General features: G+C 38.8%; 15 protein-coding genes. 9 read left to right on the forward strand and 6 right to left on the reverse strand.

The window, feature by feature from the left end:
* Nucleotides 1-51 precede the first annotated feature (51 nt).
* The 3 genes from QSJ46_RS16150 (at nucleotide 52) to spxA (ending at nucleotide 1,644) form a co-directional block, all read left to right on the forward strand.
* Nucleotides 52-339, forward strand: coding sequence for a hypothetical protein (locus tag QSJ46_RS16150; RefSeq protein ID WP_285605003.1), 288 nt, complete (start codon nucleotides 52-54; stop codon nucleotides 337-339).
* 137 nt (nucleotides 340-476) lie between these two features.
* Complete coding sequence (locus tag QSJ46_RS16155; RefSeq protein WP_024425040.1) at nucleotides 477-1,055, forward strand: GNAT family N-acetyltransferase; 579 nt, start codon at nucleotides 477-479, stop codon at nucleotides 1,053-1,055.
* A gap of 193 nt (nucleotides 1,056-1,248) precedes the next feature.
* Nucleotides 1,249-1,644, forward strand: a complete 396-nt coding sequence (spxA, locus tag QSJ46_RS16160; protein WP_003211421.1) for a transcriptional regulator SpxA — start codon at nucleotides 1,249-1,251, stop codon at nucleotides 1,642-1,644.
* Between the two features lie 39 nt (nucleotides 1,645-1,683).
* On the opposite strand, the gene QSJ46_RS16165 is transcribed toward spxA, so the two are convergent.
* Entirely contained in the window at nucleotides 1,684-2,349 is a 666-nt protein-coding gene (locus QSJ46_RS16165) for a TerC family protein (RefSeq protein ID WP_047201799.1), read from the reverse strand.
* A 264-nt stretch (nucleotides 2,350-2,613) separates the two neighbouring features.
* On the opposite strand from QSJ46_RS16165, the gene mecA reads away from it, so the two are divergent.
* The 4 genes from mecA (at nucleotide 2,614) to pepF (ending at nucleotide 8,249) form a co-directional block, all read left to right on the forward strand.
* Nucleotides 2,614-3,279, forward strand: coding sequence for an adaptor protein MecA (mecA, locus tag QSJ46_RS16170; RefSeq protein WP_024425038.1), 666 nt, complete (start codon nucleotides 2,614-2,616; stop codon nucleotides 3,277-3,279).
* A gap of 85 nt (nucleotides 3,280-3,364) precedes the next feature.
* Nucleotides 3,365-4,885, forward strand: a complete 1,521-nt coding sequence (gene cls, locus QSJ46_RS16175; protein WP_224927966.1) for a cardiolipin synthase — start codon at nucleotides 3,365-3,367, stop codon at nucleotides 4,883-4,885.
* A gap of 162 nt (nucleotides 4,886-5,047) precedes the next feature.
* A complete protein-coding gene (locus tag QSJ46_RS16180) occupies nucleotides 5,048-6,208 on the forward strand; it encodes a competence protein CoiA (RefSeq protein ID WP_107163865.1) in 1,161 nt (386 codons plus the stop codon).
* A 214-nt stretch (nucleotides 6,209-6,422) separates the two neighbouring features.
* Entirely contained in the window at nucleotides 6,423-8,249 is a 1,827-nt protein-coding gene (pepF, locus tag QSJ46_RS16185) for an oligoendopeptidase F (RefSeq protein ID WP_281733681.1), read from the forward strand.
* Nucleotides 8,250-8,355: 106 nt separating this feature from the next.
* Here the strand turns inward: pepF and QSJ46_RS16190 are convergent, their stop codons facing one another.
* The 5 genes from QSJ46_RS16190 to QSJ46_RS16210 form a co-directional block, all read right to left on the reverse strand.
* Nucleotides 8,356-8,529 (reverse strand): hypothetical protein, encoded by a 174-nt coding sequence (locus tag QSJ46_RS16190; protein ID WP_047201803.1) that lies wholly within the window; start codon nucleotides 8,527-8,529, stop codon nucleotides 8,356-8,358.
* Between the two features lie 295 nt (nucleotides 8,530-8,824).
* Complete coding sequence (locus tag QSJ46_RS16195) at nucleotides 8,825-9,736, reverse strand: ClpXP adapter SpxH family protein (RefSeq protein WP_041089848.1); 912 nt, start codon at nucleotides 9,734-9,736, stop codon at nucleotides 8,825-8,827.
* Nucleotides 9,733-10,131: a globin domain-containing protein gene (locus tag QSJ46_RS16200; RefSeq protein WP_008355333.1), complete on the reverse strand. Its 399-nt coding sequence runs from the start codon at nucleotides 10,129-10,131 to the stop codon at nucleotides 9,733-9,735. The genes QSJ46_RS16195 and QSJ46_RS16200 overlap by 4 nt, the downstream gene beginning before the upstream one ends.
* A gap of 275 nt (nucleotides 10,132-10,406) precedes the next feature.
* Nucleotides 10,407-11,174: a lytic transglycosylase domain-containing protein gene (locus QSJ46_RS16205; RefSeq protein ID WP_064498305.1), complete on the reverse strand. Its 768-nt coding sequence runs from the start codon at nucleotides 11,172-11,174 to the stop codon at nucleotides 10,407-10,409.
* A gap of 21 nt (nucleotides 11,175-11,195) precedes the next feature.
* Entirely contained in the window at nucleotides 11,196-11,774 is a 579-nt protein-coding gene (locus tag QSJ46_RS16210) for a CYTH domain-containing protein (protein WP_099663159.1), read from the reverse strand.
* Nucleotides 11,775-12,009: 235 nt separating this feature from the next.
* On the opposite strand from QSJ46_RS16210, the gene QSJ46_RS16215 reads away from it, so the two are divergent.
* Together QSJ46_RS16215 and yjbM are read left to right on the forward strand one after the other, a co-directional pair.
* On the forward strand, nucleotides 12,010-12,375 hold the full coding sequence (locus tag QSJ46_RS16215) for a UPF0738 family protein (RefSeq protein ID WP_024425029.1): 366 nt from the start codon (nucleotides 12,010-12,012) through the stop codon (nucleotides 12,373-12,375).
* A gap of 33 nt (nucleotides 12,376-12,408) precedes the next feature.
* A complete protein-coding gene (yjbM, locus tag QSJ46_RS16220; protein ID WP_039177834.1) occupies nucleotides 12,409-13,038 on the forward strand; it encodes a GTP diphosphokinase in 630 nt (209 codons plus the stop codon).
* The last annotated feature ends 32 nt before the right edge of the window (nucleotides 13,039-13,070 follow it).

The raw sequence follows: 13,070 nt of genomic DNA on the forward strand, positions 1-13,070 counted from the left end.
AAGATGATGGTAATTTTTAGTTAAGTACAAGCAAATACCGGAGGAAATCAAATGTACAATTGGAAAACCTATCGTTATTCATTGCTTCATGTTCTCATTGTATTCATACTATTTTCAACGTCTTTTTTCAGGAAACCAAACGGAGGAAAGTGGATGCTCTTGTTTATGGTGCTCATTGGGATTGTGTCTTTTTCAGTGGAATATATGCTTAACCGAAAGACAAGGGGGCAGAAGCAAGAAGCACGGCGTGTAAAATATCTTTATTTCATCATGTTGCAAATCACGATGACACTGATCTTGTTTGTCTGTATTCAACTAGTCATGAATCGTTCGTTATAAAACTTTTTTTACGTTAATTGAAAAAAAGTGAAACTACTGAAGACTTTGCTGCGTCTTACTAGTACAGGCGTTTAAATAGCAGGAAATCGGGAATATCTAAGGAAGTGGTTCTTAACTATAGCATAAGGAGCAGATCCATGAATTGGTATGAAAAGCTCAGTGAATACTTCCCGATAGAAGAAATGAAGTCAAAAGAGCATATGGAAGCTTTATTAAAGGAAAGAAGTGATATTTATCATAAGGAGGAAGGACCTCATCATGTGATGATGTACGCCGAATTTGATTCTTTCATCTTTATTGATTATTTATTTGTTTCCAAAGATGCAAGAGGTGAAGGCCTCGGATCAAAGCTGATCCATAAACTGAAGGAAAAAAAGAAACCGATCTTGCTTGAAGTCGAGCCTGTAGATGAAGATGATGCAGATACTGCAAAACGCCTAAAGTTTTACCAAAGAGAGCACTTCAAGCATGCAGAATCAATCGGTTATAAACGCAGGTCACTTGCAACAAATGAAGTGAACCGCATGGAAATTCTTTATTGGTCGCCTCTTACAAATCACGAGGAAGAGATCATGGAAGCCATGAGGAAGACCTATGAACGAATCCATACGTATAAAGATGAAGAATGGTATGGACAATCGTATGAGGATGTTGATGATGTATTGAAGATCATTGAAAATAGAAAGCAAAAAAATATTTTCGATCATCTCGACTAAATGAGAATGTTCTGACATCAAGCAGCACCACAAAATGAATGAAATTGTCTAGTTTTTGTCACAAAAATTGCAAGAAAATCTGTTCACACTTACTTTTTTATAGTATAATCACTATAAAGATTACTTATTTAGAACAATTTTAATTTAAGAATACAGATCAATATTCATTCTACAAATTGAGGAGTGAAGATTTATGGTAACATTATACACATCACCAAGCTGTACATCATGTAGAAAAGCAAGAGCGTGGTTAGAAGAGCACAATATCCCGTATCAAGAGAGAAACATTTTTTCTGAGCCTCTTTCAATCGATGAAATCAAAGAAATTCTTCGAATGACAGAAGACGGTACAGACGAAATTATCTCAACACGTTCAAAAGTATTCCAAAAACTAAATGTCAATGTTGAGACAATGCCGCTTCAACAATTGTATAAACTAATCAATGAGCATCCAGGTCTTTTACGTCGCCCAATTATCTTGGATGAAAAAAGATTACAAGTTGGATACAATGAAGATGAAATTAGACGTTTCTTACCAAGAACGGTTCGTACATTCCAACTAAGAGAAGCTCAACGACTTGCTAACTAATATAAACACGAAAAGCTGCCGATCATTTGGCAGCTTTTTTTATTTGTTTTCAGCCGTTTGTTCGTAAAAGAGGCTGGCTAATATGACTACTATGACGGTTAAAAACGGAAGCAACAATTCAAGTGCTGCATGCTGTGACATAAATTCAGTCAATTTCACATCACGCACAATCATTTCTCCGCCAGTAAAGGCCAAAAGCGCACTTCCTCCGTATAAAAGAAACGGAAATTTGGTCAAAGCTGCATGAATCAGCTTACTTCCCCAAATAATAATCGGTACAGAAATCATGAGGCCAAAAGCGGTCAGAAGCATGTTGCCTTTTGCCGCACCTGCAACTGCGATGACATTATCAAGTGACATAAAGAGGTCAGCAATCACAATGGTTTGCACCGCACGCCAAAGGGAGCCGCTGCTCTTAATCCGAATCGATTCCTTCTTTTGTTCAATTAACAAATTGTATCCTATATAAAGGAGAAAAAGACCACCAATAAACTGCAAATAAGGGATTGTCAATAAATAAACGGCGGCACCAGTCATTGTAATTCTCATCAGTACGGCTAAAAGTGTGCCGATCCAAATGGCCTTATTGCGTTTATCATGTGATAAACTTCGACTGGCCATTGCAATGATGAGCGCATTATCTCCGCCTAAAATCAGGTCTATGCCAATAATCATCAGTAAGGATACGATCCACTCTGTTTCCATCCAATTCACCTCATGTCCCAAATAGAGCTCGTACAACCAATATATGAAGACAATTCAAATATATGTTTCTGCAAGTTTTCTCTGCAAAAAATGCGTTTTTATTTCTTTTATTCATGTTTTATCATAAAATAGACAGTACGAAGCAATACCTCAATTCTTTAAACGGTTAACATGTAGACGGAACGGGTAAAGTGTAGTAAAGTACTATTAATTGGGAGCTTGTATGTCCCTTCAACATCTTATATAGAAGGGAAGGTTGGCAAAATGGAAATCGAAAGAATAAATGAACATACAGTAAAATTTTATATTTCCTACGGTGATATTGAAGATCGCGGATTTGACCGTGAAGAGATTTGGTATAATCGTGAGCGCAGTGAAGAGTTGTTTTGGGAAGTAATGGACGAAGTGCACGAAGAAGAAGAATTTGCAGTAGAGGGACCGCTATGGATTCAAGTGCAGGCACTTGACAAAGGTCTTGAAATTGTCGTGACAAAAGCCCAACTTTCTAAAGATGGACAAAAGCTCGAATTGCCGATTCCAGAAGATAAAAAAGATCAAACAGATGAAGAAAGCTTAGACGCACTGCTTGATGATTTTCATAAAGAAGAGCAAGATCAAGAAGACCATAATGAGAAGGACAAAAAACTTCAACTTCAATTCGTGTTGAAAATGGATGATTTTGAAGATTTGATTGCACTTTCTCAATTAAATATGCAGGATTTTACCACAAGTTTATATTCGTTTGAAAACCGTTATTATCTATATGTTGACTTCCACGAGGATTTGTCAGATGAGCAAGTGGAGAATAAGCTCAGCATTTTGCTTGAATATGCTCATGAATCAGTTGTCAGCATCTACAGACTGAAAGAATACGGTCAGCTGATTATCGAAGGGAATGCCCTTGAAACGATTCAACAGCACTTCTCGTAACTACAAAAAGTCGATTTCTATAGAGGAATCGGCTTTTTTATCTGAATGAATAGGTAAATAAAGAGATCGGCAAGGAGAAAATGAAATGAGAAATGTAGTCAAAGTTCTATTTTTTCTAATCATTACGATAGGTGCTTATTTAATCGTCCAATTGATTGCCGGTGATTTAGCGGTAAGTGTATTAAGTTCAGTCAGTGTTCTATTTACTTTATCGATTATTTTCATCGGATTTGTTATTTTCTTGGAGAACCGGAATCCGTCTCACACGATTACATGGCTTGTCCTGCTGGGCAGCTTTCCGTTATTCGGCTTTTTGTTCTACATTTTCTTTGGACGCAATATCAAAAAGCGCCGGCTATTTGAAAAGAAAGCGGTATTGGATGAGCAGTTAATCCAGGAAGATGAACGTATTCATAGAGAAGCGATTGAAAAAATGACGCATATGGGTGATCATCAGCAGCTTTTATTTAAGCTGGCCCACAGACTTGGACATACCCCTATTACATATCGCACGTCCTCTAAAGTCCTAACCAATGGTGAAGAAACATTCTCTCATATTTTTGAAGAGATCAAAAAAGCAACACATCACATTCATTTAGAATATTACATTCTCCGCCACGATGAACTTGGCCAAGAATTAAAGGACATTCTAATTGAAAAAGCGAAAAATGGCGTGATTGTCCGCTTTTTATATGACGATGTAGGAAGTTTAAAGCTTTCTCGTCAATATATTGCTGACCTAGAAAAGGCTGGCGTTCAGATCGTTCCATTTTTACCAGTAAGGCTCCCCCTTTTAAATAATAAAATTAACTTCCGAAATCATAGAAAAATTGTTGTCATCGATGGAGAAGTGGGATTTGTCGGCGGGCTTAATATCGGTGACGAATACATGGGCAAAAGCAGACAATATGGATTCTGGCGTGATACACATCTGATGATTAAGGGTGAAGCTGTTCGTGACCTCCAGCAGATTTTCATGCAGGATTGGTATTATATGACGAATGAAAGATGCTCAGGTGTGGACTATTTCAAAGATTTCAGCCACCTTGAGAGTACAACAGAAGGCGTACAAATGATTGCTGGCGGGCCTGACAAGCAGTGGGAGGTCATTAAAAATCTCTTTTTCTCTATGATCATCTCCGCTAAAAAGTCCATTTGGATCGCTTCACCGTATTTTGTTCCGGATGATGATATTTTGTCCGCATTGAAAATTGCCGCATTGAGCGGAGTAGATGTCCGGATTATTGCTCCAAAGAATCCAGATAAACGGATTGTGTTCCATGCGTCTCGTTCATACTTCCCGGAGCTTCTTGACGCAGGGGCGAAGGTGTACGAGTATGATCAAGGCTTTATGCATAGTAAATTTATTATTGTGGATAATGAACTGGCTTCGATTGGAACGGCAAACATGGATATGAGAAGCTTTCATTTGAACTTTGAAGTGAATGCCTTCCTCTATAAAACGAAAAGCACAGAGAAGCTTGTCAACGATTTCTTAGGTGATTTAGAGCAGTCACATGAAATTGTGTCAGAAGAGTTCGCAAAGAGACCTTTGAGGGTCAGACTGTTTGAATCAACTGCAAGATTATTATCACCACTTTTATAAAGATTGTATTTTCCCTCTTTTCTATAAGGGGGATTTTTTATTTTACGGAAGTTATGATCAGTAAAATCATTTTTTGACACGGTAAAAATTCATTTTCCCTTTTCGCTTTCTTATAGACGAACAAGCTATAATACGGGCATCAAAGAGCGAGGGGCGAACTGAATGAATGCAGCAATGATGGATAACGGTAAGCTTATCCGAATTACACATCATCTATCGAAAAGCCGGCTGGAGCATGTAAGAACGACGTGCAAATTTTATTGTCCTGAATGTAGGGAAGAGGTGCAATTAAAGCTAGGGGAGCATCGTGTCTATCATTTTGCGCATAAACAGCTGACAGCATGTTCGTTAGCCTCAGGCGAAACGGCTTATCATCAGGCGGGAAAGGAAGCCATTATGAATTGGCTGAAGCGGCTTGGACATAACCCGGCGCTGGAAAAGTATATGTCAAAGGTTCATCAGCGTCCTGATGTGACCGTCTCTATAGGAAATGAAACCTATGCATTCGAATTTCAATGTGCTAATATTTCCCGGCAGGAGCTGCGCAGAAGAACAGCAGGTCTCCGTGAAGCAGGTCTCTTTCCTATATGGATAATAGGGGCAAATCGTTTGAAACGAAAATCTGCCCAGCTTTTTTCTTTCTCCTCCATTCATTGGGGAATTTTAAGGGAATCAGAGAAAAGGCGGTTGCTTTTTTTCTGCCCGCTTCAAAATAGGTTCATCCATCTTGAGCAATTTCTCGTGTTTCAACCAACGAAAATATGTGCGGCAATGACTGTCAGACCACCTTCAGCATACAGCAAAATACCGGCACTCCTATCTCCGCCCTCAAGCAAGCGTCAAGTAAACCAACAATGGCTTAAATGTATACAGCAATTTAGGCAGCGTCCTCCTCGCATTTTATCAAATGAAAGCAAACGTTTGAGAGATATTTTTTATGAGCATCATCAAACAGCATTTCCTTTTTTGCCGACTGTATTATTTATCCCGGTGCAAGAAGCGTATATCTTTACAAGTCCCGTATATGTTTGGCAGGGATGTCTCTATGATTGGATGATGAGGAAAAAAGGAAGCAGGCGAGTAACGATTCAACAGCTGATGAAAGAAATCAACCGGTGTGTGCAGATGAAAGAAGTGAAACTCCGATATAGTGATGTGTCAAGAGAAGAAATAAAAGTGGTGGTCACTGCATATGTAAAGGCGCTTGTAAGACAAGGGTTTTTACATATGACGAAAGAGGGTAATTATGAAGTATCGTCCAATCAAATGCCAATACAAACACTTGATGAAGTGCTAAAACGAGATGCTTTCTTATTTCATTAGCATGTTTCATGACCACTTTGATCATGATAAGAAAAAGGTGGTGCTGCTATTGAATCGAAAGAAACGCTTTTTTCTCATTTTTTTAGTCTGTTTGGTATTTATTTCTGCATATGATTTGACAAATATAGTTCAAAACAAAGAAGATAAATACAACACCAATTTCTTTCACTTTCCGAAAGGTTGGTTCAACACAACTCATGCAAGGGGGATTCATATGACTTCACAAAACAAAAACAATCATCTACCAGACAGAAGCGAAGTAAAAGAAGAAAACAAATGGCGCCTTGAAGATATTTTTGAAAGCGTCGATGCATGGAACAAGGAATTCGAAGCGGTCAAAAAAGAAATTCCGAAGCTGGCACAATTTAAAGGCAAGCTGGCCCATTCTGCTGATGTCCTGTATGAAGCCCTAACCTTTCAGGATCAACTTTCTGAAAAGCTTGGCAAGCTTTATACATATGCTCACATGAAATACGATGAAGATACAACGAATTCATCCTTTCAGGCGTTAAATGATAAAGCGTCGAATCTATTTACACAGCTGTCTAGTACATCTGCTTATATTGTTCCAGAGATTTTATCAATTCAAGAAGATAAATTGCAGCAATTTATTCTGGAAAAAGAAGAATTAAAACTGTATTCACATGCTCTCGAAGAAATTAATAAAGAGCGTCCACATATTTTAAGTGAGGAACAAGAAGCTTTATTAGCTGAGGCCTCTGAACCACTTTCATCTTCATCTACTACTTTTAGTATGTTTAACAACGCCGATATTTCGTTTCCTTCTGTAAAGGATGAGAATGGGGAGGAAAAGAAAATTACCCACGGCAACTTTATCACATTTTTAAATAGTGATGATCGTGAAGTGAGAAAGAATGCCTTTAAAGCTGTGTATAAAACGTATGATCAGTATAAGAATACACTTGCTTCTACACTAAGCGGTTCAATTAAAAAGGATAATTTTTATGCAAAAGTACGAAATTACAAATCGGCAAGAGAAGCAGCACTATCACGAAACAGCATCCCAGAAGAAGTGTATGACAATCTAATTGATACAGTTCATCAATATTTACCGTTATTACACCGCTATATTGAATTACGCAAAAAGGTATTAAAGCTTGATGAAGTGCACAATTACGACTTGTATACACCACTTGTGAAAGATGCTGGCATGAAACTCACCTACGATGAAGCAAAGGATTATATGCTGAAAGGGTTAGCGCCTTTAGGAGAAGAATATGTGTCCGTGTTAAAAGAAGGACTCGAAAATCGCTGGGTAGACGTTTATGAGAATAAAGGGAAACGAAGCGGTGCTTATTCATCTGGCAGCTATGGTACAAATCCATATATCCTCATGAACTGGCAAAATAACATTGATAATTTGTTTACGCTGGCTCATGAATTTGGGCACTCTGTCCACAGCTACTACACAAGAAAACACCAGCCATATCCGTATGGAAACTATAGTATCTTTGTAGCTGAAGTGGCTTCCACTACAAATGAAGCGTTACTAGGCGAATACCTGCTGAATCATTTAGACGATAAAAAACAGCGCTTGTATGTATTAAACCACTTGTTAGAAGGATTTAGAGGAACAGTATTCAGACAAACGATGTTTGCTGAGTTTGAGCATCTTATTCATGTGAAAGCACAAGAAGGAGAGGCTTTAACGCCAGAATTTATGACGAACCTTTATTATGACCTGAACAAGAAGTATTTTGGTGACGGCATGGTGGTTGATAAGGAAATTGGATTAGAGTGGACGAGAATTCCTCATTTCTATTACAACTATTATGTGTATCAATATGCGACAGGCTATAGTGCGGCGCAGGCATTAAGCAAGCAAATCTTACAAGAAGGAAAACCAGCGGTAGAGCGCTATACAGATTTCCTTAAAGCAGGAAGCTCTGATTATCCAATCAATGTGCTGAAAAAAGCTGGGGTTGATATGGCTTCTAAAGAACCAATTGAAGCAGCATGCCAATTGTTTGAAGAAAAACTGAAAGAAATGGAAGAGCTCATCTCCAAAACAGGTGAGTAATGAAAAGACTTCTGTCAGACGTGTGAGTGCCAGCTCATCTTTTGACAGGAGTTTTTTTCTCATAAAAAAGACCTCTTCAGATACAGAGGCCAATCCTTTTTAATGATCAACCTTTAAAACCTCTAAAGGTCTTACGGTGATTCATTCGGTAAAGCGTAAAAAGAATCGCAGCAAATAAGAGTGGAGACGTCACATAAAGAGGAAGCATTTTCATTAAGCCTAATATATTTAAAAAGAAACATAAGCCAATGGCAACAAGTCCAATGGTTGTGCTGCGCATGTAAATCCCCCCATTTTTTGTTACTTTCACTATATGAAAGTGACAACCCTCTTATGTTTTGTGACAAAAATATGAACATCTAGCATATCTGTTGTCATAAGTCGACAAAATTTGATATACTACAGATGTGAAATTAATCACATACAAACATTACCCCTTTGTTTGACCGTGAAAAATTTCTCCCATCCCCTTTGTTGTCGTTAAGACATAGTGAAACCGCGCTTATCCCGGCGCGGTTTCTTCGTGTCTATAAATGGAACAAACGTTCCTTTTTAGAGTAAAGAAAAAACATGGGTCAGCACCCATGTTCATTTTCACAGCGATATACATCAAGATCTGTATGGTGGTCATTCTCTTTATAACGCCAAAACATTTCTTGCTGCACTTGTACACGTTCTACCTTTTGAGCGAAAGCCAGCTTCTTCATTTCTCGTTCAACTTCTTCAAGCGTCAGGTCATAAACAACGGCTATCTCTTTTGCGGATGCAAATTGAAAGTATGCAATAAACCATTCAATTGGAGGCCGTTCAGATGGTGTTGGTTTTTCACCAATCATTTCAAAAAGGATTTCCTCGTATATATCATAAGAGTAGGCACCTGAAATTTTTAATCCTTCATCTCCATTTACGGTATTAAAAAAGGCGAAGGTCGGAAGCTCAGATACGTCCATTTCAGCTGCAATTTTCATATCACATTGTAGTGCTTTCACCGCACTTTGAGAATGAATGTCGCGCTGGAATTCCTCGATGTCCAGACCAGCACTTTTTGCATTTTCTATCAGCACTTGCTCACTTGTGACATCTTGCTGATGGCAAAAAAGCGATTCTTGAATGAGACGCAAAAATTTCATTCCGCATTTTCTTCCTTGAAGCTCCGCTGCTTTTAATGCGAGTGAGGCGAGGTAGGGTGATGTCACAATTTGTTCAGACAGCATTTGTTCTTTTTTGGTCTGCGTTTTAGTGGCAAATTTCCCCCATGCTTCAGTCAGTAAATGTTTCTTTCTTTTCCGATTCAATGCATTAATACTAGAACTTGTTACCGTTCGTAAAGTGAAAAAACGGCCATATTTCATTTTTAATTTTTTAATGGATGGCTCTAATAACCAGCAGTCTGGGCTTAGAGGATCAATGAATACATAGATTTCAATCGGCTTTTGAGGATGTCCGTGACAGTGTGAGAAATATTGATCGTGCGAATTGCAGCTCAAGATCGTCCATCCTTTTCAGGTGTTTGGTTGACCATATGACGAGCCGTCAGAGAAAGCCGTTCAAATAAAAAGTCACGAATATCGCCGGTTAGTCCTACTTGATCCATTGCATCCTCCATGCATTCAAGCCATGCGTCCGCCCGCTCCTCAGTAATCGGAAAAGGGAGATGTCTCGCCCGCAGCATTGGGTGGCCATGCTCCTCTGTATAAAGCGGTGGTCCGCCTAAATATTGCGTTAAAAACTGTTTTTGTTTTCTTGCTGTTTCTTTTAAGTCATCCGGGAAAATAGGATGAAGCAAAGGATGACACTTTACATTTTCATAAAAAGTATCAACAAGTTGCGATAGAAGTTCCTCTCCAACCGCTTCGTAAGGTGCGTTAAACGATTGTACCATGTTGACTACTCCTTTTACTCGTAGTTAATAGGATGACTCACCCTATTGCGCATTTCATTTATTTCAAAAGTGATATTCAGTTTGTTCTATTTTATTGTTTCTATTCTTGTACTTATTTTAACAACCTCATCTCAATTCCACAAACAAACAGCTTTGGTCTGCTCGAAATAAAGAGTGGGGCGGGTTCCGTGATCAATTGACCATATCATAACACATTCAGTCAAAAAAGGGGGAAAAGCGACATACAAAAAACCGAAGAGGTTATTCTCTTCGGTTTAAGCGAAATATTGGGCTGTGATTTTCTTTACATAATTTTGTGTTTCTTTAAATGGAGGGATGCCCCCGTATTTATCTACATTTCCTGAACCTGCATTATAGGCAGCTAAGGCGAGTGAGATATTTCCGTTATATTTCTGAAGCATTTGTTTTATATACTTCGTACCGCCTTCAATGTTTTGTGCAGCATCAAAGGCATTGTTGACGCCAAGTGACTTAGCCGTAGATGGCATGAGCTGCATGAGACCAAGCGCACCTGCATGGCTGACAGCATTCGTGCGATAGCCGGATTCCTGCTTAATGACTGCGTGAATAAGCTTTTCAGGAACGCCATGCTTTTGAGCCATTTGTGACACGATTTGATTAATCTCTTTTGATGATGAGCCGCTGGAGACAGCCTTTTGAAGCGGCGGTGTGTAGCTGTTGTTTAAGACATTTCCAATGCCATTCGCTGTATTTAATTGACTGTCATTTGCATACAAAGATTGAGCCTCAAGCTGATCACTGCTGGCAATCGCAGATAAATATGGGTTTGTACGCGCATATTGCGTGTTCGGAGCCGTTGATGGGTCCGTGCCCATAAAAGCAGAGATGGAAAGCGGGAGACGTGATAATTCTGATCCGCCTAAAAAATCTTGCAGCAGCGACTGAAATGAAGCTTGGGCATTCGATTCTTGACCCGCAGACATTTGCGTTTGTGCTGGATCTGTTTGTAACGTTTTAAGCGCTTGAAGCTGCATAAAGGATTGAAGTTGATTAACGTTCATCATGTTCCTCCTTCAAGGAATTCATCTATTCTGTGTTTTCATTTTTTCTTCATAAAAACGAACGACTTTGTTTTTCGTGTTTCGTACTGGGATATGAAATTTGCGGAGCAATGCGGAGAAAGCGGCTTGTCCGATTTCCAGGTCGCTCACTTCAAATTCAAGTTCATAGTCCTCTACTGTTAAATATCGGCTGTGATCCAAAACAATTAAGCCTTCTTTGATCATTTTTTCTGCTCTTGACGTTTCAAGTGAACCAAAGTACACAATTTGATCCTTTTGAATGTTCAGGTGGGCTAATCTGTCCGCAACTTCACCTTCTGGCAGCTCAAAATCGTTAAGTTGTGATGGGGGATCGATCGTTTGATGGGTTTCAAGCAAGCCTATTTCGTGCGGTTCTTTTAATGTGAGCACCCATTGACCGTTTTTTTCTCTCATTCTTAATGCAGCCAATTGAGATTTTATATCAAATTGAGGTGTATCAAAATAATAGTTGGTTTGCGTGTGGAAATCCGCATCCTTCAATTGAAAATGCAGTTTCAGCTGTTCAAATTCTTCTTTCATTAATAATTGTTTTAGTTCTATTTCAATTTCCTGTGCCATTTTGACATCAACCTTTCATTTAGAGGAAATATGATTATTGTACATGAAGTGTGTTCACCATGTAAAAGACTGTTTTTTCTCTTTATTTTCTTTAGGCGTGGACCAAATTGAATGAAGAATCGTGGGAAAGGATCATTTAAAAGAGAAAAACAGGATTTTCTCCAAAAGTTCGGTTTATCAATATTGAACTTGATATGATAAAATAAAGCTGTACTTTGTTGTAAAGGAGATCATGATGCAAAACAGAATTGAAATCACAGAAGCAACTTTAAAAGAAGACAGGCTGATTTTGACAATCCAGTCAGAAGAGCAAATCCAAAAAGCAAAAGCATCAGGACAAATGCTTGTTGATTCTGATCACTTTGCGTTCGTTTACATACTTGAAACCGAGGAGTCCTTTTCGTATCTTATTTTAGGGGAACATACATGGGCTCCATTAAAAGAAGCAATGAATCGTGACATCCCTGTCTATTTGGCATCGGATGAATATTCGCTGGAACTCATTCAGCTTCAACAGGAATTACATTATTTAATCGACAATATTAAAGACAATGCCAATTACGGAGATATGGAAGAGAAAGTGAAAAGCACATTCCTCTGAAATAATTAGGTATATGGAATTGGGGGAAGTTTCATGGACAAAAAACAATGGGATCAATTCCTCGCACCGTATAAACAAGCAGTCGAAGAATTAAAAGTGAAACTAAAAGGCATTCGAAAGCTGTATGAATTCGAGGATGACCATTCACCAGTAGAATTTGTCACAGGCCGAGTGAAACCCGTTGCCAGCATATTAGAAAAGGCAAAGCGTAAAAACATCCCGATGCATGAGATTGAAACGATGCAGGATATTGCTGGGCTTCGCATTATGTGCCAGTTTGTAGAAGATATACAAGTCGTGAAAAAAATGCTCCAGTCACGTAAAGATTTTGTGGTTGTAGATAAACGCGACTATATTGCAGAACATAAAGAAAGCGGATACCGCTCTTACCACCTTGTTGTGTTATATCCGCTGCAAACGATCAACGGAGAGAAGCAGCTCCTTGTCGAAATCCAAATTCGTACGCTTGCGATGAACTTTTGGGCGACCATTGAGCATTCTCTGAATTATAAATATAGTGGGAATATCCCGGAGAAGGTCAAGCTGCGCCTTCAAAGAGCATCTGAGGCAGCATCTCGTCTCGATGAAGAAATGTCCGAAATTAGAGGGGAAATTCAAGAAGCACAAGTGGCATTTTCCCGGAAAAAGAAAAACGACAGCTGAGCCAGTTTGATCAAATATGATGCTGCCCTCTC

Origin of the sequence: Bacillus sp. YKCMOAS1 (genome assembly GCF_030268125.1) — a bacterium.
GTDB lineage: Bacteria > Bacillota > Bacilli > Bacillales > Bacillaceae > Bacillus > Bacillus safensis.

Excerpts from the sequence above, each read along its gene's own strand:
- QSJ46_RS16150 (WP_285605003.1), top strand. The coding sequence starts at position 52 with ATGTACAATTGGAAAACCTATCGTTATTCATTGCTTCATGTTCTCATT.
- QSJ46_RS16155 (WP_024425040.1), top strand. The coding sequence starts at position 477 with ATGAATTGGTATGAAAAGCTCAGTGAATACTTCCCGATAGAAGAAATG.
- spxA (WP_003211421.1), top strand. The coding sequence starts at position 1,249 with ATGGTAACATTATACACATCACCAAGCTGTACATCATGTAGAAAAGCA.
- QSJ46_RS16165 (WP_047201799.1), bottom strand. The coding sequence starts at position 2,349 with ATGGAAACAGAGTGGATCGTATCCTTACTGATGATTATTGGCATAGAC.
- mecA (WP_024425038.1), top strand. The coding sequence starts at position 2,614 with ATGGAAATCGAAAGAATAAATGAACATACAGTAAAATTTTATATTTCC.
- cls (WP_224927966.1), top strand. The coding sequence starts at position 3,365 with ATGAGAAATGTAGTCAAAGTTCTATTTTTTCTAATCATTACGATAGGT.
- QSJ46_RS16180 (WP_107163865.1), top strand. The coding sequence starts at position 5,048 with ATGAATGCAGCAATGATGGATAACGGTAAGCTTATCCGAATTACACAT.
- pepF (WP_281733681.1), top strand. The coding sequence starts at position 6,423 with ATGACTTCACAAAACAAAAACAATCATCTACCAGACAGAAGCGAAGTA.
- QSJ46_RS16190 (WP_047201803.1), bottom strand. The coding sequence starts at position 8,529 with ATGCGCAGCACAACCATTGGACTTGTTGCCATTGGCTTATGTTTCTTT.
- QSJ46_RS16200 (WP_008355333.1), bottom strand. The coding sequence starts at position 10,131 with ATGGTACAATCGTTTAACGCACCTTACGAAGCGGTTGGAGAGGAACTT.
- QSJ46_RS16205 (WP_064498305.1), bottom strand. The coding sequence starts at position 11,174 with ATGAACGTTAATCAACTTCAATCCTTTATGCAGCTTCAAGCGCTTAAA.
- QSJ46_RS16210 (WP_099663159.1), bottom strand. The coding sequence starts at position 11,774 with ATGGCACAGGAAATTGAAATAGAACTAAAACAATTATTAATGAAAGAA.
- QSJ46_RS16215 (WP_024425029.1), top strand. The coding sequence starts at position 12,010 with ATGCAAAACAGAATTGAAATCACAGAAGCAACTTTAAAAGAAGACAGG.
- yjbM (WP_039177834.1), top strand. The coding sequence starts at position 12,409 with ATGGACAAAAAACAATGGGATCAATTCCTCGCACCGTATAAACAAGCA.